The 21973-nt window shown below is 48.2% G+C and carries 15 protein-coding genes, 1 tRNA gene and 1 pseudogene; all 17 read left to right on the top strand.

The window, feature by feature from the left end:
• Positions 1–2: 2 nt before the first annotated feature.
• The 17 genes and pseudogenes from Q4C79_RS00085 to cas4 all read left to right on the top strand — a co-directional run bounded on the left by Q4C79_RS00085 (position 3) and on the right by cas4 (position 21816).
• Positions 3–326, top strand: a complete 324-nt coding sequence (locus Q4C79_RS00085) for a zinc ribbon domain-containing protein YjdM (protein ID WP_303088992.1) — start codon at positions 3–5, stop codon at positions 324–326.
• 7 nt (positions 327–333) lie between these two features.
• Positions 334–407: transfer RNA gene (locus Q4C79_RS00080), tRNA-Gly, on the top strand.
• Positions 408–608: 201 nt separating this feature from the next.
• Complete coding sequence (locus Q4C79_RS00075) at positions 609–2459, top strand: ribonuclease catalytic domain-containing protein (protein ID WP_303088991.1); 1851 nt, start codon at positions 609–611, stop codon at positions 2457–2459.
• Positions 2460–2605: 146 nt separating this feature from the next.
• Positions 2606–3237 (top strand): annotated as a pseudogene (locus Q4C79_RS00070) (CRISPR-associated endonuclease Cas3''); the annotation flags it as partial.
• Complete coding sequence (locus Q4C79_RS00065; protein WP_303089079.1) at positions 3232–3402, top strand: hypothetical protein; 171 nt, start codon at positions 3232–3234, stop codon at positions 3400–3402. The pseudogene Q4C79_RS00070 and the gene Q4C79_RS00065, both read left to right, overlap by 6 nt.
• A 132-nt stretch (positions 3403–3534) precedes the next feature.
• Entirely contained in the window at positions 3535–6417 is a 2883-nt protein-coding gene (locus Q4C79_RS00060; protein WP_303088990.1) for an SNF2-related protein, read from the top strand.
• Positions 6417–8021 (top strand): TIGR04141 family sporadically distributed protein, encoded by a 1605-nt coding sequence (locus Q4C79_RS00055; protein WP_303088989.1) that lies wholly within the window; start codon positions 6417–6419, stop codon positions 8019–8021. The genes Q4C79_RS00060 and Q4C79_RS00055 overlap by 1 nt, the downstream gene beginning before the upstream one ends.
• Positions 8021–9718: a site-specific DNA-methyltransferase gene (locus Q4C79_RS00050; protein ID WP_303088988.1), complete on the top strand. Its 1698-nt coding sequence runs from the start codon at positions 8021–8023 to the stop codon at positions 9716–9718. The genes Q4C79_RS00055 and Q4C79_RS00050 overlap by 1 nt, the downstream gene beginning before the upstream one ends.
• On the top strand, positions 9711–10751 hold the full coding sequence (locus tag Q4C79_RS00045) for a virulence RhuM family protein (RefSeq protein ID WP_303088987.1): 1041 nt from the start codon (positions 9711–9713) through the stop codon (positions 10749–10751). The genes Q4C79_RS00050 and Q4C79_RS00045 overlap by 8 nt, the downstream gene beginning before the upstream one ends.
• Entirely contained in the window at positions 10748–11032 is a 285-nt protein-coding gene (locus Q4C79_RS00040; RefSeq protein WP_303088986.1) for a hypothetical protein, read from the top strand. Before Q4C79_RS00045 ends, Q4C79_RS00040 begins: the two co-directional genes overlap by 4 nt.
• Positions 11025–12086, top strand: coding sequence for a YhcG family protein (locus Q4C79_RS00035; protein ID WP_303088985.1), 1062 nt, complete (start codon positions 11025–11027; stop codon positions 12084–12086). Before Q4C79_RS00040 ends, Q4C79_RS00035 begins: the two co-directional genes overlap by 8 nt.
• 26 nt (positions 12087–12112) lie before the next feature.
• The gene (locus Q4C79_RS00030) at positions 12113–14806 is read left to right on the top strand and encodes a DEAD/DEAH box helicase (RefSeq protein WP_303088984.1); all 2694 of its coding nucleotides are present in this window, start codon (positions 12113–12115) and stop codon (positions 14804–14806) included.
• Between the two features lie 123 nt (positions 14807–14929).
• A complete protein-coding gene (gene cas3 / locus Q4C79_RS00025) occupies positions 14930–17452 on the top strand; it encodes a CRISPR-associated helicase Cas3' (protein ID WP_303088983.1) in 2523 nt (840 codons plus the stop codon).
• 10 nt (positions 17453–17462) lie between these two features.
• Positions 17463–18212 carry a type I-C CRISPR-associated protein Cas5c gene (gene cas5c / locus Q4C79_RS00020; RefSeq protein ID WP_303088982.1) on the top strand — a complete coding sequence of 250 codons (750 nt, stop codon included), beginning with the start codon at positions 17463–17465 and terminating at the stop codon, positions 18210–18212.
• Positions 18209–20269, top strand: a complete 2061-nt coding sequence (cas8c, locus tag Q4C79_RS00015) for a type I-C CRISPR-associated protein Cas8c/Csd1 (RefSeq protein ID WP_303088981.1) — start codon at positions 18209–18211, stop codon at positions 20267–20269. The genes cas5c and cas8c overlap by 4 nt, the downstream gene beginning before the upstream one ends.
• A gap of 23 nt (positions 20270–20292) precedes the next feature.
• On the top strand, positions 20293–21147 hold the full coding sequence (cas7c, locus tag Q4C79_RS00010) for a type I-C CRISPR-associated protein Cas7/Csd2 (RefSeq protein WP_303088980.1): 855 nt from the start codon (positions 20293–20295) through the stop codon (positions 21145–21147).
• Positions 21148–21210: 63 nt separating this feature from the next.
• Complete coding sequence (gene cas4, locus Q4C79_RS00005) at positions 21211–21816, top strand: CRISPR-associated protein Cas4 (protein ID WP_303089073.1); 606 nt, start codon at positions 21211–21213, stop codon at positions 21814–21816.
• Positions 21817–21973 lie beyond the last annotated feature (157 nt).

Here is a 21973-nt window from a genome sequence, read left to right as displayed (position 1 = left end):
ACATGGAATACATTTGCCCCGAATGCAGCTCTACTTACGGCTATCACGATGGCAACAGCCTCGCCTGCCCCGAGTGCGGTCATACTTGGCATGAGGAAGAAAGCGGCAGCGTTGATCAAGTTGTCGATGCCAATGGTGTCGTATTGGCTGACGGCGATACCGTTTTGCTGATCAAAGACTTGAAAATCAAAGGCAGCTCGCAAGTCATCAAACAAGGCACAAAAGTCAAAGGTATCCGCTTGCAGCCGGATAGTGATCATAATATCGCCTGCAAAATCGAGGGCAGCGCGATGAATTTGAAATCCGAATTCGTGAAAAAAGTGTGAACGGTTGGCGGACATGATGTAACGGTAGCATAACGGCTTCCCAAGCCTTTTGTGCGGGTTCGAATCCCGTTGTCCGCTCCAGATATGGCGGGAAAATTCCCTTGTACCACCAGGCTACCACGGCGGAGGTGGCAAAATCGGCCTCTTGGAATTTGTCACAGCAACGCATTGGCAGAAATAAAGTTTTCCGCCGTCTATGCCTGTCTGAAAAGTCCGTCCTTTTCAGACAGGCATTTTATCCCACCATCGGAACACAAGCAGCCAGATAATACGGTATATAAAATGAATATATTTTACGAAGAAAGCGGCCAGTTCAAAGTAGCCACCATCGTGCAGAAGAACGACAGCACCTACCAAGTGGATACCCAACACGGCAAACGTACCAAAGTCAAAGCCAACAACGTATTCGCCGAATTCACCGAGCCGCTGGACCAATTTTTCAACGCCGCGCAAACCGAAGCGGGCGAAATCGATACCGATTTATTGTGGGAAACCTGCGGCCAAGAAGAATTCAGCGCCGAAGCAATTGCCGAAGAATATTACGGCCACAAACCCACTGGCACGGAGCTGGCCGCTACCCTGATCGCGCTTTATGCCGCGCCGATGTATTTCTATAAAAAGGCCAAAGGTATTTTCAAAGCTGCGCCGGAAGAAACTTTGAAACAAGCGCTGGCCGCCATTGAGCGCAAAAAACAGCAGGAAGCGCAAATCGAAGCGTGGGTGGAGGAATTGCAGCAAGACCGTTTGCCGCCGGAAATCGCTGCCGATCTGAAACAGATTCTGCATGCGCCCGACAAACAAGCCTTGACCTATAAAGCCTTCAACAAAGCCGCCGATGGCCGCAAAATATCCGCTTACGAATTGGCGAAACGGGTGGGCGGTGTTTCCTCGATGGCCGCTTTTATGTTGGACGGCTTCGAGTTGAAGCACTTTCCCAAAGGTATCGGTTTTCCCGATCTGCCGGTTCCGCCGTTTGAAGAATGGCCGCTGGCCGAAGGCGTCAGCGCTTTTTCCATAGACGACGAAAGCACCACCGAAGTGGACGATGCCCTCTCTTTGCAGGACTTGGGCGGCGGCAATAAGCGCATCGGTATCCACATCGCCGCTCCTGCGCTGGCAATCGAGCCCGGCAGCAGCATTGAACAACAGATTTTTCAACGCCAAAGCACAGCCTATTATCCCGGAGGCAAAATTACCATGCTGCCGGAAAACTGGATCGGCGCTTTCAGCCTCGATGCCGGCAGCGAGCGCTTGGCCATGAGTATTTATTTCGATGTGAACGAACAGTTTCAAGTCAGTAATCCGCAAACCCGCGTCGAGCGCGTAAAAATTGCCGAAAACCTGCGTATCGGTACCATCGAACCGCATTTCAATGCCAAAACCGGGTTGGATGCCGAAGGTGAAACGATGTTCTCCCACCACCGCGAACTGATCTGGTTTTACCAATTAGCGATTGCTTTGCAAAAACAGCGCGGCAAATACCTTGAAGATGCCGCGCCAGCGTATGATTACGGTATCGAATTCGAGCCCGACGGTAAAGTACGCATCAGCATCCGCGAGCGCGGCTCGCCTATCGACACGCTGGTTAGCGAAATGATGATACTGGCCAACAGCACTTGGGCGCAGATGCTGCACGAAGCCGGGCTACCCGGCCTGTTCCGCGTCCAACCGGCCGGAAAAGTGCGCATGAGCACCCAATCCGAGCCGCATATCGGCATGGGCGTCGCCCACTATGGTTGGTTTACCTCACCGTTGCGTCGCGCCGCCGATTACATCAACCAAAAACAGCTCGCCGGCCTGATTGGCATCGGCGAGCCGCGCTTTGCCAGCGGCGATGCCATGCTGTTTGCTGCCCTGCGCGATTTTGATACTACCTACAGCGCGTACAACGATTTCCAGCGGGAGTTGGAAGGCTATTGGTCACTGGTTTATATGCAGCAGGAAAACCTCCGCGAAGTGAATGCAGTGATTCTGCGCGAAGAGTTGGTGCGGCTCAACGGCCTGCCGCTGGTCGCGCGCGCCACCGGCATCCCGATGGATTTACCAGCGAAAACCACCGTAAAACTTGCTGTTACCGAGGTGGATCCCGAAAAGCAACTGGTCGGTTTGAGCTATATCAACGCCGTCATCTGATCTTGCCTTATACATAAAAATGCCTGTCTGAAACTTTTCAGACAGGCATTTTTATGTCAGGTGAAACCAATAAAAAATCGTGGTATAGTAAAGAAAAATATCATAACAATCTAAACAAATATTACAAATATTACGGAGAATGAACGGTGGCTACCGATACTCACCTCATCTATCACGCCCATTCCGTCGAAAACCAGCCCGAATCTCAATGGCAAACCCTGCACAGCCATCTTGCTCAAGTCGGAGAGATGGCGGCGGGGTTTGCCGGTTTTTTTGGTGCGGAGGAAGCCGCACGCCATACCGGCCTGTTGCACGATTTGGGCAAATACACGCCTGAATTTGCTGCACGTTTACGCGGTGGAAAATCAGTCGACCACGCCACCGCGGGCGCCAAAATTGCGGTAGAACGGTTCGGCGACAAGGCAGGCAAGCTGATGGCCTTCTGCATTGCCGGCCACCATGCCGGCTTGGCCAACGGTAACGGCGAGGGCGATAACCGCCGCACCTTGGCGCAACGCCTTGCCTTGTCCTTCGGCAAAGACATTCCCGGTCTTGCCCCCGTTTGGCAGCAAGAAATCGCCCTGCCAGAAAAGCTGCCCGCACCGCCTTTGAAGGCCGATGCCCATCAAAATGGTTTTCCTATGCCTTCTTCACCTGCATGCTGTATTCCTGCTTGGTGGATGCCGATTTTCTCGATACCGAGGCCTTTTATGTTTCCCGTTCCGTTGAAAAAAACACCATACAACGCGGCGGCCATCCCGATTTAAACGCCTTGCAACTGACAACAAACTCTCCAGCCCGCACCGTACAAATCCCCGCCAGCGCGCTGGACGCCTTGCTGAAAGCCCGGCGCATTAAAGCCATCAACGAATACACTTTCAGCAAACAGTTCTACAGCCTGATTGGGCTGGATTGGTATGACAAAGTGGCGGGGGTCTCTTGAAAGGATGAAGGGTTTATGAAGGGGGAACACAGTTCTATATTTTTTTAATATCACCTATAAAAATAAAATTTGATTTCAACCGTAGTGATGCTTACCATGAACACATCTCAAATAAGGAAATAGCAGAGCAGCATGAAGCACTTGCCCCAACTCACCCCTCACCAATCCCAATATTACGCTTGGCTGCTCACCCGTCAGGCACAAAGCGGTAGCATGGATTCGCTGGCGGGCACGTTGGTCGATTCGCAAGTGGATCTGAATCCGCATCAGGTCGATGCCGCCTTGTTTGCCTGCCAGAATCCTTTATCGAAGGGCGTGATTTTGGCGGATGAGGTCGGCTTGGGCAAAACCATTGAGGCAGGCTTGGTGATTTTGCAACGCTGGGCAGAGCGCAAGCGCCATATTCTGATCATCACCCCCGCCAATCTACGCAAACAGTGGCATCAAGAATTGCAGGAAAAATTCGGTCTGCAAGGCATGATTTTGGAAGCCAAAAGCTATAACGCCCTGAAAAAAGAAGGCGGCAACCCTTTCCGCCAAAATGTGCCGGTTATCTGTTCCTACCAATTTGCCAAAGCCAAGGCGGAAGACATCAAGGCAATCGGTTGGCATTTGGTGGTGATGGACGAAGCGCACCGCCTGCGCAACGTCTATAAGAAAAACAACGTCATTGGTAAAACCCTAAAAGAAGCCTTGGAAAACGTATCCAGCAAAGTGCTGCTCACAGCCACACCCTTGCAAAACTCCCTGCTTGAGCTTTACGGCTTGGTCAGCATGATTGACGGGCGCATTTTCGGCGATGTGGAGAGCTTCCGCAGCCAGTTCGGCGCCAGAGCCACCGAGCAAACCCTGGCAATCCTGCGCCAGCGCTTAAATCCCGTGTGCAAACGTACCTTGCGTCGGCAGGTTCAGGCCTACGTGCCCTATACCCAACGCCTTGCCATCGTGCAAAGATTCACGCCATCCGATCAGGAGCAAGCCTTCTCTTCATTGGTTGCCGACTATCTGCGCCGCCCGAATCTGCAAGCCATGCCCGAGGGTCAGCGGCAGCTGATTTCCTTGGTGTTGTGGAAACTGCTTGCTTCCAGCAGCCGCGCCATTGCAGGTGCCTTGGATACCATGAGCAAGCGCTTGCAAGGCGTGTTGGACGAATCCAAGCCACAAGATTTGGTGGAAATCCTCGATGAAGACTATGAAAGCCTCGATGAAACCGCCGAAGAATGGGAAGAAGAAACCGAGCCGAACATCCTGAGCAAAGACGAATACCAAGCCATTGCCGATGAAATCGAAGAACTCAAACACTTCAAACACCTCGCCGAAAATATCCGCGAAGACGCCAAAAGCCGTGCCTTATTAACCGCGCTTGAGCGCGCCTTTGCCGAACTTTCCCGTTTGGGCGCCGCACAAAAAGCCATCATCTTTACCGAATCCAAGCGCACGCAAGATTATCTGCTGCAATGCCTGTCTGAAACGCCTTACGCAGGCGAAAACGGCGAAGGTATCGTTTTGTTCAACGGCACCAACAGCGATGAAAAAGCGCAAAAAATCTATAAAAACTGGCTCAAACGCCACGAGGGTAGCGACAAAATCACCGGCTCCAAAACCGCCGACACCCGCGCCGCGCTGGTGGAATATTTCAAAGAGCAAGGCACGATTATGATCGCCACCGAAGCGGGCGCAGAAGGCATCAACCTGCAATTTTGCTCGCTCATCATCAACTACGATTTGCCGTGGAACCCGCAACGCATCGAACAGCGCATCGGACGTTGTCATCGTTACGGACAAAAGCACGATGTGGTGGTGGTCAATTTTGTGGATGAAAGCAACGAAGCCGACGCCCGCGTGTACGAACTCTTGGAGCAAAAATTCCAACTCTTTAACGGCGTATTCGGCGCCAGCGACGAAGTATTGGGTGCCATCGGCTCCGGCGTGGACATCGAGCGGCGCATTGCCGATATTTACCGGCATTGCAGGCAGCCTGAAGATATCAAAGCCGCCTTTAACGAACTGCAACGCGAGCTGGCAGGCGAAATCAACCAAAACATGGTCAAAGCCCGCCAAACCCTGATGGAAAACTTCGACGAAGAAGTGCGCGACAAATTGCACATCCGCGACCAACAAAGCCGTGATGCACTCAAAAAATACGAACGTATCCTGCTGGATTTAACCCAAAGCGAATTGGCAGAACACGCCGATTTTGATGCAGAAGGGTTTACGCTCAAAAGCCTGCCTGAAAACCTTTCAGACGGCCTAGGCACCGTTGCATTGGGGCGTTACGAGCTGCCGCGCAAAAACGGAGAAGCCCATCTCTACCGCATCAACCACCCCTTGGCGCAAGCCATCATCACCCAAGCCAAAAACCGCGCCTGCCCAAGCGTGCGCCTGCAATTTGACTATCAGGCACACGGCAGCCGCATCAGCACGCTGGAAGCCTATCGCGGCCAAAGCGGGCAGCTTGCCGCCAAACTCATCAGCATCAGCGCATTAAACGACACCGAACAGCATCTGCTGATTGCCGCCGTTACCGACAGCGGCGAAGCCTTGGCAGCCGACGACCCCGAAAAACTCTTAAAACTGCCCGCCCGAGTGCTCGATGCAAGCACACAAACAAACATTCAGACGGCCTTATCCGCCGATATCGACCGCCGCCGCCAACAACTGCAAAACGACGCAACAAACCGCAATCTGGGCTACTTTGAGCAAGAAGTACAAAAACTCGACGACTGGATGGACGACTTCAAGCACGGCTTGGAGCAAGACATCAAAGAAACCGACCGCGAAATCAAAGAAGCCCGCCGCACCGCAGCCACCGCCGTCACGCTGGAAGAAAAGCTGGCTTGGCAGAAAAAGCAGCGCGAACTGGAAAACAAACGCAGCAAACAGCGGCGCGAACTGTTTGACAAACAGGATGAAATTGAAAACCAACGCAACCGATTGATTGAAGAGCTGGAAGAGCAGTTGAAACAAGAGGTGGATGAAGAAGAATTGTTTTTTATTGAGTGGGAGATGGTGTGATGAAAAAGAAAACGCATAGCCTTTCAGTTATTTTATTAAAAGAGTCTATAACACAGGAAGATCAGATTATTCAGGGCATAGGCAATTTAAAGAAAACTGTCTTGAAATTAGATGATGAACAAGAGTTAGATTTGTATTCCAAACAGAATCTTGCGCATCCACCATCATGGGTAAATATATTTACGCCTCATACGCATGATGATTTAAGCCATTTATCAAATTCCGGTTGCGCGGCAGTTCTCTTAATGAAAAGAGGTAGTAGATATTTTGCTCTCACATTTGGATATGGTCGCCATCTTCTTAATCCAGATTGCTTTGAAGAAAATTTTGGACTACGAGTGGTTGTGAATGCAGTAGATCCGGAAAAGCTAAGAAGTGTTGATGTTCATACGTTGGAATCTATACCGGTTCATAAGAGAAACCAGGCTAGCACTTCCACAAGTTTCGCTGATTTTGGTTTGGATGTTGAGCAAGATTTAATGTATGCAGCAACAGGATCTCCAAAAGATAAAGAGTTTTGCAAAACCCTTTCTGGAAAAGATGCGCTTAAAGTTTCTTTGCCATTTGAGTTGCAAGATCTTCCTGTGCTTTTAGATAAAGCGATAAATTTGTTTGATTCTGAATCTTACAAGCAAAGCTTTCCTTGGATAGATAGATTGTCGGAAGTTAGAAATGCATCTATTAAAAATGGATTAGACACAAAGCTGATTGAGAAAATTACTAAAAATGACTTTTCAAAAACATGGCTTTCTATTCCTGAAGTTATTAACTGGGAAAATGTTTCAGGTTTTAGATACCAAAAAGCCAAAAGGGGAGAGCTTCATGATGATATAAGTTGGGAAGGTTATTTGGTTTATGTGAGAGAGAATAGCGAAGAACTCTCTATCAAAAAAATGAGAGAGCAGTATATTTATTGCATTAATGCTGCAAATGACCAGCCAGCATATTCATGGAAAATTTATCAATGTATTTATTGTGAACTTGAACTTAATGAGGAGATGTACTCTTTAACAAATGGGAAGTGGTATAAAATTGATGGTGATTTTTTGGAAAACTTAGATGAGGGTATTCGAAATATCCCCGCATCAGAAATATCTTTGCCTGAGTATTCTGAAAAATCCGAAGATAAATATAATGAAAAAGTTGTAAATAGTGACGGCAATAGATTTGTATTAATGGATAAGAAAAACATATCTTATGGAGGGGGAAGTAGTAGGATCGAGCTTTGCGATATTTATACAAACGATAAAAAACTTATTCATGTTAAAAGATATGGCGGATCAAGCGTATTAAGTCATTTGTTCTCTCAAGGCTTAGTTTCTACTCAACTGATTCTGTCGGATGGCAATTTCCGCGCATTGGTTAATAAGAAATTACCGAAAACGCATAAATTACCCGCTAAAAATGAAAAACCAAAAGCAAATGAATTTGAAGTGGTATATGTGATTGCAAGTAATGATACGAAAACGACAGCGTTGGATTTGCCACTATTTAGTAAAATAAATTTGAGAAGTTGCTATAACCGACTTCAATTAATGGGCGTGTCCGTTAGTATTTGTATCGTGCCTGTGGTAATTAATGATTTAAAAGCGGATGTATCGTAATGAAAAACCAAAAACTAGAACTCACTTGGATAGGCAAGGACAAGCGCCCTAAGTTGGAGGCGCGGATTTTGTTGGAGGATGCGGCGAAGTCGTATCATGCGCCCACCCGTTCGGAGCAGGCGATTTTTGATAATCGGTTGATTTTTGGCGATAACTTGCTAGCCCTTAAGGCGTTAGAGCAGGAGTTTGCTGGCAAGGTGAAGTGTGTGTTTATCGATCCGCCGTATAACACCGGCAGTGCGTTTGCCCATTATGATGACGGGCTGGAGCATTCGATTTGGCTGGGGCTGATGCGCGACCGTTTGGAGATTATCAAGCGCTTGCTGGCGGATGACGGTTCGCTGTGGATTACTATTGATGACAATGAAGCGCACTATTTAAAAGTGTTGTGCGATGAAGTGTTTGGGCGGGGGAATTTTATTTCCAATGCGATTTGGCAAAAAAAGTTCTCACCACAAAATGATGCGAAATGGCTGTCTGACAATCATGATCATATTTTAGTGTATTCTAAAAATAAAGAAATTTGGCGACCTAATTTATTAGCTAGAAGTGATTCAACAGATAGTAGGTATTCTAATCCTGATGATGATCCTAGGGGCGTGTGGGCTTCTTCTGATATGAGTGTAAGAACTTATTCTGAAAGCACGGATTACCCTATTACAACACCATCTGGAAAAGTTGTTCGCCCTGCTGAAAGTAGATGTTGGTCAATATCCAAAGAAAAATTTGATGAATTAGTATCAGATAATAGAATTTGGTTTGGCAAAAATGGTGGAAATGTACCAAGAATTAAAACTTTTTTGAGTGAAGTAAAACAGGGGTTGGTTCCTTTAACGGTATGGTTACATACTGACGTTGGAAATAATCAAGACGCTAAAAAAGAGGTTAAGCAATTTAATTCCAAAGATGTATTCGATACTCCAAAACCTGAAAAACTATTGCAACGTATTATCCATCTAGCCACCAACCCCGGCGATCTAGTCCTAGACTCTTTCGCCGGTTCCGGCACCACAGGCGCGGTTGCCCATAAAATGGGGCGGCGCTGGATTATGGTGGAGCTGGGCGAGCATTGCCATACGCATATTATTCCGCGTCTGCAAAAGGTGATTGACGGCACGGATCAGGGCGGGACTTCCAAGGCGGTGAACTGGCAGGGCGGCGGCGGTTTCCGTTATTACCGTTTGGCGCCGACCCTGATTGTGAACGATGCGTGGGGCAATCCGATTATTAACCCTGAATACAATCCCGAAATGCTTGCCGAAGCGCTTGCCAAGCTGGAGGGTTTTACTTATAGGCCGTCTGAAACCTTGTGGTGGCAGCATGGCTATTCCAGCGAGCGCGATTTTATTTATGTAACCACGCAAACCTTGTCTGCCGAGCAGTTGCAGGCGCTGTCGGACGAGGTGGGCGAAAACCAAAGCTTGCTCGTCTGTTGTGCGGCATGGCGCGGCATTACAGCGGCACAGGCAGCGGAGCGTTTCCCGAATCTTTCTTTGAAAAAAATCCCGAAAATGGTGCTGGCGCGCTGCGAATGGGGGCATGACGATTACAGTTTGAATGTCGCCAACCTGCCGATGGCGGAACCTGAACCGATGCCGTCTGAAAGGCTGCCTGAAAACCGCGCCAAAGCGGCAAAAGGCAAAAGTGCGGCCGACAATCAGGAGGATTTGTTTGCAGGGGAAGCGGGGGATGAGTAAAGCGGCAAAAAAACGGGATATTTCCATCACCCGTTCATCGGCAGCGGAATATCTGACCTTTGTGGCGGCTAATAAGGAAGGCGGTGTGCAGGCGGTGTATGCCGATGAGAATGTTTGGTTGACGCAGAAGATGATGGCGGCGCTTTATGATGTGGATGTCCGCACGGTGAACTATCATTTGGGAAAAATTTTTTCCGACAGTGAGTTGCAAGCAGATTCAGTTATCCGAAATTTTCGGATAACTGCCGCCGACGGCAAAAACTACCACACCAAACACTATAATTTGTCTGCCATTATTGCTGTGGGCTATAAGGTCAATTCCGAACGGGCGGTGCAGTTTCGCAAATGGGCAACCGAAATTGTGGAAAGTTTTACCATCAAAGCTTATGTGATGGATGACGAGCGTTTGAAAAACGGCGGCTCGATATTTACCCGGGAATATTTTGAAGAGCAGTTGCAGCGGGTACGGGAAATCCGCCTGTCCGAACGGAAGTTTTATCAGAAAATTACCGATATTTATGCCACGGCGGTGGATTATGACGTAACGGCGCAAGCTACTAAGCGCTTTTTCGCTACGGTACAAAACAAGCTGCATTGGGCGATTCACGGGCAGACGGCGGCAGAGGTCATTTATCACAGGGCTGATGCCGAAAAGCCGCATATGGGTTTGCAGTCTTGGAAGGATGCACCGCATGGCAAGGTTCAGAAATTTGATGTGGCGGTCGCCAAAAATTATCTGAGCGAAAACGAAATGGCACAGCTTTCTCGCTTGGTCAATGCCTACCTGGATATCGCCGAGGATATGGCTATGCGCCACATCCCGATGACCATGCAGGATTGGGAGGTGCGCTTGAACCGGTTTATTGAGGCAGCCAATCGGGAAGTATTGCAGGATGCGGGAAAAGTAACGGCGGAAATTGCTAAGGTACACGCTGAAACTGAATTTGAAAAATACCGCATTGTGCAAGACCGCTTGTTTGAAAGCGATTTTGACCGCCTGTTAAAACAAACGGATAAGGAAAACGGATCATGACCACAAGCATTCAAAACCATATCAATGGGCGTTTGTCTTTGCGCGCGCCGCAGGCGGCGGAGCGTTTCCCGAATCTTTCTTTGAAAAAAATCCCGAAAATGGTGCTGGCGCGCTGTGAATGGGGGCATGACGATTACTGTTTGAACGTCGCCAACCTGCCGATAGCGGAGCCTGAATGCCTGTCTGAAAAGCTACCTGAAAGCCGCGCCAAAGCGGCAAAAGGCAAAAGTGCGGCCGACAATCAGGAGGATTTGTTTGCGGGGGATGCGGGCGATGCGTAAAGAAACTCCGTTGTTGCCCGCCGATTACGGGCAATGGCTTACCGAAATCAAAGGGCGGGTGCTGGCGGCGCGGCAAAAAGCGGCTTTGGCGGCAAATGCCGAGCTGGTTTCCCTTTATTGGCATATCGGGCGGGATATTCTGGAGCGACAAGCGGCACAAGGCTGGGGCAGCAAGGTGATTGACCGCTTGGGGCGAGATTTGCGTGAAGCGTTTCCGGAAATGAAGGGGTTTTCTACCCGCAATCTAAAATATATGCGTGCGTTTGCCGAGGCTTGGCCGGATTTTGAAATTGTGCAGCAGGCTGCTGCACAATTGCCGTGGTTCCATCTTTGTACTTTGATTGATAAGGTGAAAATACCACAACAAAGAGAGTGGTATTTACAGCAGGCTATAGCACAGGCTTGGTCACGCGCCACTTTGGAAATCCATATCAAAAACCGCTTGCATGAACGGCAAGGGCAGGCAGTTACCAATTTTACCAACCGCTTACCTGCGCCAACTTCTGCTTTGGCACAAGAAATCTTGAAAGACCCTTATTTGTTTGATTTTTTGGGTTTGGGGGAAGAAGCGCATGAGCGCGATATTGAGCAGGCATTGGTGCAGCATATTACCCGGTTTTTGCTGGAATTGGGCAGTGGTTTTGCTTTTGTGGGGCGGCAATATCGTTTGGAGGTAAACGGCGATGAATTTTTTATTGATTTGCTGTTTTACCATACACGTTTGAAATGCTATGTGGTGGTGGAATTAAAAGCCACGGCATTTAAGCCCGAGCATGCTGGGCAGTTGAATTTTTATTTGGCGGCGGTGGATGCGCAAGTTAAAGCCCCTGATGATCACCCCACCATTGGTTTGTTGTTGTGCAAAACACAAAACCGTTTGGTGGCCGAATATGCTTTGTCAGGTATCGATAAACCGATAGGCATTGCCGAATATGAATTGGTGCGAGCCTTGCCGGAACCGTTGGTAGCCAATTTGCCGACGGTGGAACAGCTGGAAAGCGAATTGTCGGATTGGCAGGATGAAGACGGGCAAGTTTCCGGAATTTCCGGATAGTTCAAATAAAGACAAGAGATAAAAGCATGACCACAAGAATTCAAAACCATATCAACGGGCGTTTATCTTTACGCGCGCCGCAGGCACAAAGTCTGGCGAAATTAAAACAAGCGCTGGATGCCGCGCCCGAGATGCTGAAACATAAGCGCGATGTCGCGGCGGTACTCGAAACGCTGAAGGTTGAATTTCCCACCTTGCAGGAGTTTGAACGCGATTTTCCGTCGTTGTGTTTTGCCTTGGCAACGGGGGTGGGCAAAACCCGTTTGATGGGGGCGTTTATCGCCTATCTGCACTTGGCGCACGGTATCAACAACTTTTTTGTGCTGGCGCCGAACCTGACCATTTACAACAAGCTGATTGGCGATTTTTCACCCAATACGCCGAAATATGTGTTCAAAGGCATTGGCGAATTTGCCGTGAACCCGCCGCGCGTGATTACCGGCGATAACTACGAGCAGCAAAGCATCGGCATGGCGGATTTCTTTACCGAGGTGCGCATCAATATTTTCAATATTTCCAAAATCAATTCCGAAGTGCGCGGCGGCAAGGAGCCGCGTATCAAGCGGATGCGCGAAGTATTGGGAGACAGTTATTTCAATTATCTGGCTAACTTGCCCGATTTGGTGCTGCTGATGGACGAATCGCACCGTTATCGGGCGCAGGCGGGGATGCGGGCGATTAATGAATTGAATCCGCTGTTGGGTTTGGAGCTGACCGCCACGCCGTTTGTGGAATCTGCCAAAGCGCCGATTCCGTTTAAAAACGTGGTGATGGATTACCCTTTGGCGCGGGCGATGGAAGATGGTTTTGTGAAAATGCCTGCGGTGGTAACGCAGCGCAATTTTGATGCGAAAAATTACACGCCCGAGGAAATTGAAAAAATCAAGCTGGAAGACGGTGTGCGCTTGCATGAAAACACCAAGGTGGAGCTGCAAACCTTTGCGCGGGAAAACGGCGTGCCGGCAGTCAAACCCTTTATGCTGGTGATTGCCCGCGATACCACGCATGCGGCAGGGCTGCTTTCATTGTTGGAATCCGATGCCTTTTACGGCGGGCGCTATGCGGACAAGGTGATTCAGGTGGATTCCAGTAAATCGGGCAAAGACGAAGAAGAGATGATTGCGCGGCTCTTGGCGGTGGAAAGCGTGGACGAGCCGACCGAAATCGTGATTCACGTCAATATGCTTAAAGAAGGCTGGGACGTCACCAATCTTTATACCATTGTGCCTTTGCGCGCCGCCCATGCGCGCACTTTGATTGAGCAAAGCATCGGGCGCGGCTTGCGCCTGCCTTATGGCAAGCGCACCGGCGTGGAAGTGGTGGACAGGCTCAATATTGTGGCGCACGACCGTTTTCAGGAAATTATTGACGAAGCCAACAAAGGCGATTCGGTACTGCGCCTGCAACAGGTGATTTTGGAACCTGCCGGGGCGGACGAGCAAAAAGTGAGCGTTACCGTGCCCAGCGGCGCAGAAAGCCGTTTGGGGCTGGCGGATAGGCCGTCTGAAACAGTTGGCGCGTATTCGGCAGAAGCGGATCAGCCGGTATTTACCAATGAGGCGGAGAAACAAATTGCCCGCAAGGTAATGGAGGTGGCAGCCAAATACGAAGCCTGTCCGCAACAAGCGCCGACTTCGCAAGCCTTGTTGCAGGCGGATATTCAGGCAAAAATCACCGAAGAGGTGAAACAGCAGTTGCAGGGTGCGCAGGGTGAATTATTGGCGGACGAGTTGCCCGATGTGGCGGAAATCGTGGCGAAAACCACGCAAGTGTTGGTGGCGCAAACCATTGATATTCCGCGCATCACCGTAATGCCGGGTGGGGAAGTCAGCACGGGGTTTCACCCCTTTACTTTGGATGTGAGTAATTTGCATTTGCAGCCGGGTGCGCGCGAGATTCTGATTCACAACCTGCATACCGATGAGCAAAGCAGCCTGTCCGCCGAGTTGGGCTTGGTGGAAAAACGCCCCGAAGACTATATCGTGCACGCGCTGATTGATTTTGACGATATTGATTACTTCACCCAAGCCGAGCTTTTGTATGACCTGGCCGGGCAGATGGTGCGGCATTTGCGCAGTTATCTTTCCGAAGCCGAAGCACTGGATGTATTGGATAAAAACCGCCGCCTGATTGCACGGGAAATTCATGCGCAGATGACGGCGCATTTCTGGGAAAAAGCCACGCATTATGAAGCGCATGTCAGCCGCGGATTTACCGCGCTCAAACCCTGCCACTACACCGCTTCGGCAAACGAGCCGGTGCATTCGGTGCGCGAAACGGTGCAAGATGTTTCGCGCATCAAGCAAATGCTGTTCGGCGGGTTTAAAAAGTGCCTGTATCCGCTGCAAAAATTCGATTCCGACACCGAGCGCCGCTTTGCTGTGATTCTGGAGCGTGATGCACAGAAATGGTTCAAACCGGCCAAAGGGCAATTTCAGATTTATTACAAACAAGGCGCCGATCAGAAAGAATATATTCCCGATTTTGTAGTGGAAGGCGATGATTTTATCCTGATGGCAGAAACCAAATCCCGTGCCGATATGCAAAGCCCTGAAGTGCTGGCTAAAGCCGAAGCGGCAGCGGCTTGGTGCAAACAGGCAGCAGACTATGCCGCGCAGCACGGCGGCAAACCGTGGAAATATCTGCTGATTGCCCACGATGAAGTCGATGAAGCAAAAAGACTGGAGGATTTTTTAAGATTTGAGAAAAAGGCCGTCTGAAAAACGGTTGTTGTGTCGCGCGCCTGCGGGCGTGCGTGTGTTGAAACTAAGATTGGTGAGTGATCATCGTTTAAAAATCAGCCGCCTTCGGGCGGCTGTGTGTAATGAAACGGATGGATAAACATGACGAATTTTATTGCGCATGTCCGCCAAGCGGATAAATCGGAACAATCTGTTGCCACCCATTTAACCGAAACCGCCGCGATTGCCAGAGAATTGGCGGCCAAGCTGGATTTGTCCGCAGCAGGCGAATTGCTTGGCTTGATGCACGACTTTGGCAAATATTCAAAGAAATTTCAAAAAAGAATTTATGAGAATAACGGTTTGGAGTTTTATGACTACGATGAAGATGTTGGTACGGACGATGATGGAGGTTTAGGCAACAAGCCAGACCACTCCACGGCGGGCGCACAATGGGTGTATGGCCGTCTGAAAAAGTTTGGCGCGCAAAACGGCATCGGCGAATTGGTCGGGCAAATATTGGGTTTGTGTATTGCTTCACACCATGGGGCGGGGTTGATTGACTGCTTAAATTCCGAAGGAGAAGCGGTGTGGCGGACACGCTTTTCAAAAGATGACGCGCTGACGCATTTGGCAGAGTGTGAGCAAAATGCCGACGAAGTGGTCAAGCGGCAGGCGGAAGGTTTGGCAGATAAGGCTTTGATCGACCAGCTTGTGAATGCACTCAAGCCCATTGTGCGTCCAATGGCTGACTCTTTTCAGAAAGAACGTTCAGCAGGAAAAATTAAAACCTCTCATAAAATTGAAGAATTTTATCTCGGCTGTCTAACCCGATTTTTATTCAGTTGCCTGATTGATGCCGACCGCATCAATAGTGCGGATTTTGAACGCGAAGCGCAAAAGGATTTGCGTCGCTTGACCCAAAAGCCCAATTGGCAGGAAGCGATCGATAAGCTGGAAACCCATTTGGCCGATTTTGAAATCCGTTACCCGATTGACCAAATCCGCCGCGAGATATCTGATGCCTGTCTGAAACGTGCCGCCGATGCGCAAGGCATTTATACGCTTACCGTGCCGACCGGCGGCGGTAAAACTTTGGCGAGCCTGCGCTATGCTTTGCATCATGCGCAAAAGCATAACCTTGACCGCATTATCTATATCATTCCCTACACATCTATCATCGATCAGAATGCCGAAGCGGTACGCAAGATTCTCGGCGAAGACTGGGTGCTGGAACACCATTCCAACCTCGACCCCGAAAAACAAAACTGGCAAGACAAGCTGCTTTCCGAAAACTGGGATAAGCCGATTGTGTTTACCACCATGGTGCAATTTCTCGATGCCTGGTTCGGCGGCGGCACACGCGGTGCGCGGCATATTCACCCGATGACCCGCAGCGTGCTGATTTTTGACGAAATCCAGACCTTGCCGGTGAAATGCGTGCATTTGTTCTGTAACACATTAAATTGGTTAACCCAATTCGGCAAGTCCAGCGCGGTATTGTGTACCGCTACCCAACCGCTATTGGATAAGCTTCCCAAATCGGAATTCGGCGAATTGAAATTGGCAGAAAATGCCGAAATCATGGGTAAAAACGATCAATTAAACAAGCTGTTCGATGACTTGTCGCGCGTGGAAATCCACTATCAACCCAAAGCCGGCGGCTGGTCGCTGGCCGCAGCGGGTGAATTTTTATTGACGCAGTTTCAGACGGCATCAAGCTGCCTGTTTATCGTGAATACCAAAAAATGGGCACGTGATTTGTACCAATACTGCCAAAAGCAAAACGTGCCGCCTGAAGCCCTGTTTCATCTCAGCACCAACCAATGTTCGGCGCACCGCAAAGCCATTTTTGACGCGATCAAAGGCCGTCTGAAAAACAAACAGCCGGTGATTTGCATCAGCACCCAGTTAATCGAAGCCGGTGTGGATATTTCGATGGCGTGTGTGATCCGCGCTTTGGGGGGATTGGATTCCATTGCCCAGGCTGCAGGACGTTGTAATCGGAATGGCGAAAAAGGGAAAGGTAAAAAAGGGAATGTTTATGTGCTTAATCTGCAAGAATCAAATAATCTCAAAAAAACGTTACCTGATATTGCGATAGGTAAAGATAAAGCAGGGGAAGTCTTTTATGAGCATGCGGGGGAGAGTGTATTGCAGCCTAAAGCAATGGAGCGGTATTTTGAATTGTATTTTTATAACCGTAGAGATGAAATGGTTTATCAAATAGGAACAAAGGGGGAAGATCATTTATTGAATTTATTAAGTGATAATTGTCGCAATAAAGGTGCATCAGATAAAAAAAGCGGTAGGTTAAAAAATAATATTTTAAGAGAATATGATTTTTATCCTTTATTAATGCAGTCATTCAAAAGTGCGGGACGGGCTTTCCAAGCCATTGACGCGCCGACCCGTGCCGTAATTGTGCCGTATGGCGAAGGCAGGGATTTGATTGCTTCGCTTTGCGGCGAATGGAACCCGAAAGAAATGTACCGCACGCTGGCCAAAGCGCAGCGCTACAGTGTGAATGTGTTTCCAAATGAGTGGAAACAACTGCAAGAAAAGCAAGCCCTGCAAGAGGTGCAGGCAGGTTCGGGCATTTATTATTTGAAAGACGGACATTACACCGATGAATACGGTTTGTCGGTGGATGAAACCGGTGGTATGACGTTTTACGACTCATAAAAGGAGCAATATGAACAGCACAATCACTTTCCGCGTATGGGGACGGCAGGCGTTGTTTACCGACCCAGTTACCAAAATCGGTGGCGAAAAATTCAGCTACCAAGTGCCGACGTATGAAGCGATAAAAGGCATTTTAAAAAGCATTTACTGGAAACCCACATTGATTTGGCACATCGACAAAATCCGTGTCATGAAGCCGATTCGCACACAAAGTAAATCCACCAAACCAAGACAATGGGAATCACCAAAAGGTATCGATCATACGCTGGCGATTTACACCTTTCTGCAAGATGTGGAATACCAAGTCCAAGCACATTTTACTTGGAACGAATACTGGCAAGAACTCAAAGACGACCGCAATCTGGGCAAACATATGGCGATTGCCCGTCGGATGTTGGATCGCGGCGGACGGCAGGATATTTTCTTGGGCACGCGCGATTGTCAGGGCTATGTGGAGCCATGTGAGTTCGGCAGTTTAAGCCGGGATGGAAAAACAGGTTTTTACGATGACATCGACAATCTCGATTTCGGACTGATGTTCCACAGCTTCGGCTATCCCGAAGAAACGGGCAAACACGAGCTGGTTAGCCGTTTTTGGCAAGCCAAGATGCAACACGGCGTAATTGAATTCCCAAGTGTAAACGATGAGGCAGGCCGTCTGAAAACCCGCTTTATCCGCGAAATGCAGCCTGAAAAGCCGTTTAAGCGCGGCGAAAACGTGAAGCCGGTGGAAGACGAAGCCAAGGAGTTGGGATTATGAGTTGGATGCAGAAATTGTATCAGACATATAACGAAGTTGAAAAAAGTGCTGATTTATTAGACTTAGATAAAGAAACTCTTGCACCACTATGGCATAGTCCGCAAACCGCGCATATTAAAATTGTTTTGAGTGGTGATGGTGATTTTATTTCCGCTGAAGTATTGCCAGACAAAACAATAGTGATGCTGCCTGTAACGGAGGATTCTGAAGGGCGTACAAGCGGCTTGGCTCCACACGCTTTAGCAGATAGTTTGCAATATATCGCTAAGGATTTGGCGCTTACCTATACAGCAGAAATAGTGCGGGAAGTAGAAGGGAAAAACGGCAAAAAGAAAATAGTTAAAGAGAAAAAGGAAGATCTTATTTTTAATCTCTATTCTGAACAACTGGATAAGTGGTGTGCTTATACAAGTAATTCTAAAGTTCTGGCTATACAGAAATATGTACATAAAGGAACGGTTTTAGCGGATTTGATTAAAGAAAAAGTGGTGCCGATAGACAGCGGTGGAAAACTTTTGGAATCTTGGAGTAAGAAAGACGGCGATATACAAGATAAACCTAAATTATTGGATGTGTTGGGACAAAATCCCGAAATTCGCAAAGCTTTAGTTATTTGGTCGGTGCAAACACATGATTTGGTTTCTGAAACTTGGAAAGATAAAGAGGTTCAACAAAGTTGGAGCGAATATTATCAAGATACTCTGATCAGTCGATTTTGTTCAGTAACTGGTAAAGAACAGAAAATCCGCGAGAGCCACCCTGCTAAGTTAACTTATTCAGGCGATAAAGCGAAACTGATTTCTTCTAATGACAAAACAGGTTTTACTTATTTAGGTCGTTTTGAAGAGGCTAATCAAGCAGTTGCCATATCTGCCGAAGTTTCACATAAGGCGCATGCTGCATTACGCTGGTTAATCGAACGTCAAGGTATACGCAATGATAACCAAGTAACTGTCGTATGGGCAACCAGATTTGCGAATGCTGATGAGGATAAAGTCTTGTCTTTGCCGTATCGGGCTGAAACAGATATTTATGCTGCATTATTTGCCGAGGATAATATTAATGAAGCTGCTGATTTTGGTTTTGATGCAGCAAAGATCATGAAGAAAAGGCTTCATGGTTATAGAGCAAAATTGAAAGCCAATCAGCAGATATCCTTACTTGTTCTAGATGGAACAAGCCCAGGGAAGGGGCGTGCTGCATTAACTTACTATCAAGAGTGCTTACCTGATGATTATTTTGCCAATCTGGATGCTTGGATAGACGATTTTTCTTGGTATCAACGTTATAAGCCTAAAGAAGGTAAACCTTGGTTATTTGTAGCCCCATCCATAGAGCGTATTGCAGATACAATTCTTAGCAAATCTGAATTGGAGGATAAGAGTAAGAAAGCAAAAAAACAACTCTACGCCCGTTTACTTCCCGTAATTGCCGGCGGAAAAAATGTGCCGATTCCTTATGATTTGGTGCAAAAAAGTTTTCAGACGGCCTGCAATCCTTATGCAAACCACCGCCCAGAAGATGGGGAAAAAATTCGTGAAGCTAATTGGCAACGCAATATTGGCGTCGCTTGCGCTTTATACAAAGGCTGGCGCGCCCGTCATCACGATTTAGATTTATCAGAAAGGAGAACTTACTCTATGAGTTTAGAAAAAACAAATCAGGCGCGCGACTATTTATATGGGCGCTTACTTGCACAAGCAGAAAATTTGGAGTGGTATGCCTTATATTTGCAAAATGGCAAAAAAGTACCTACTCGAGCAACCAATGCAGAGCGCTATTTTCAACAATTTGCGCAGCGCCCTTATAGCACATGGCTAAATATTGAAAGTGTCAAACTTGTGCCGTATAAAAACTACTTGACCAATTTGGGAAAAGATTTTTATAAACAAGACATTGGAGAAATTATGGATCTATTCGAAAACGATGACTTTATGTGCGATGATAAATTAAGCGGTGAATTTCTGCTTGGTTATCATTGCCAAAAAATGGAAATCGACCGCCAAATTGCCGCACGAAGAGCTGCTAAACAAAAGAAAACAGAAACTGCTGAATAACTTAACATTGAAAGGAAAACAACATGAGCTTAACCAAAAAAATTGATTTCGCCTTAATTATCGGTGTACAAAATGCCAATCCCAACGGAGATCCTTTAAACGGCAACCGCCCGCGTGCCGATTTTTTTAATATCGGTGAGATAACAGATGTTTGCCTGAAGAGAAAAATTCGTGATCGCTTGCAAGAAAATGGGGAAGTTATTTTCGTACAATCAGATGAAAAGAAAACTGACGGTATGACGAGCTTAAAAAATCGTGCTGAATCAGAAGAATTTGGTTTAGGTAAGAGTGCTTTTGAATTTAAAAAAGGTGATAAAGATAAGAATAAGAAAAAGGATCAAACGAAAAGTGCAGCATGTGCAAAATGGTTTGATGTGCGAGCCTTTGGGCAGGTATTTGCGTTTGGGAAAGGTCAGAATGAAGATGGTGTCTCTATTCCTATTCGAGGGCCGGTTACTATTCAATCTGCTTTTAGTGTTCAACCAATACGCATCATTGATAATCAAATTGTGAAAAGTGTTGATAGCGATGATGCTGAAGGAAAAAAAGCAAGAATGGGTATGAAATACCGTATAGATAAAGGCATTTACGTCGCCTTCGGCGCCATGTCGCCGCAACTCGCCGAACGTACCGGCTTTTCCGACGCCGATGCCGAAACAATTAAAACCGTGCTAACCAAATTGTTTGAAGGCGATGCCTCATCCGCCCGCCCTGAAGGCAGCATGCAGGTGTTGAAACTGATTTGGTGGGAACACAACTGCAAAGCAGGGCAATACTCGTCCGCCAAAGTGCACGGCAGCCTGAAAGTCAATGCTGACGGTAGCTATGAATTGAATAATTTTGACGGCTTGGTTCCTACCGAGATTGACGGCTTCTAAATGGCGGGAAATTTACAAAATTCCGCAGCAAACCCACCGCTTGCAGGCGCGGGGGAGCGGGATTTGCCCACTGTTTCCCTCTCCGCCCTGCAACACTATGCCTTCTGCCCGCGCCAATGCGCGTTGATTCACAACGAGCAGGCGTGGGCGGAGAACTATCTGACCGCGCAGGGGCGTTCGCTGCACGAGCGGGTGGATTCGGGCGAGCCGGAAACGCGCAAAGGTGTGCGCTTCGAGCGCAGCGTGCATGTGTCGGCGCAGCGGCTGGGCATCAGCGGCATTGTTGATATGGTGGAGCACGATATTCAGACAGGCCGTCTGAAACCGGTGGAATACAAACGCGGCAAGCCCAAACCTGAGCCGTTCGACGAAATCCAGCTTTGCGCGCAGGCGCTGTGTTTGGAGGAGATGACCGGACAAACCATCAGCGAAGGCGCGCTGTGGTATATGCAAACCCGCCACCGCGTGCCGGTGGTGTTTTCAGACGGCCTTAGAGCGCAAACGCTGGCCGTTATCGCCCAAGTGCACGAACTGTTGGCAAGCGGGCAAACCCCGCCGCCGGTGTACGGCAAACGCTGCAAAGCCTGCTCGCTGGTGGAAGTTTGCCAGCCGAAGTTGTTGGAGCGGGATCGGTCGGTGGGGTATGTGGAGGGGTTGTTTGGGGAGTGATGTTTTAAATCAAAAATCGAAGGAAATTAAATATGAATGAGAACTTGGTTTGGAAAATTTTTTGGGGTGTTGCGGTTTCATTATGCCTAGCTTCAATTGTACTATAGTGAGTTAAAATAAGAATTCCAAACTTTACTCCCCCCCCCTTACCAGCAGA

Source organism: Neisseria sp. (assembly GCF_030523955.1).
In the GTDB taxonomy this organism is placed as follows: domain Bacteria; phylum Pseudomonadota; class Gammaproteobacteria; order Burkholderiales; family Neisseriaceae; genus Neisseria.
This window is presented reverse-complemented; position numbering and strand designations above follow the sequence as displayed.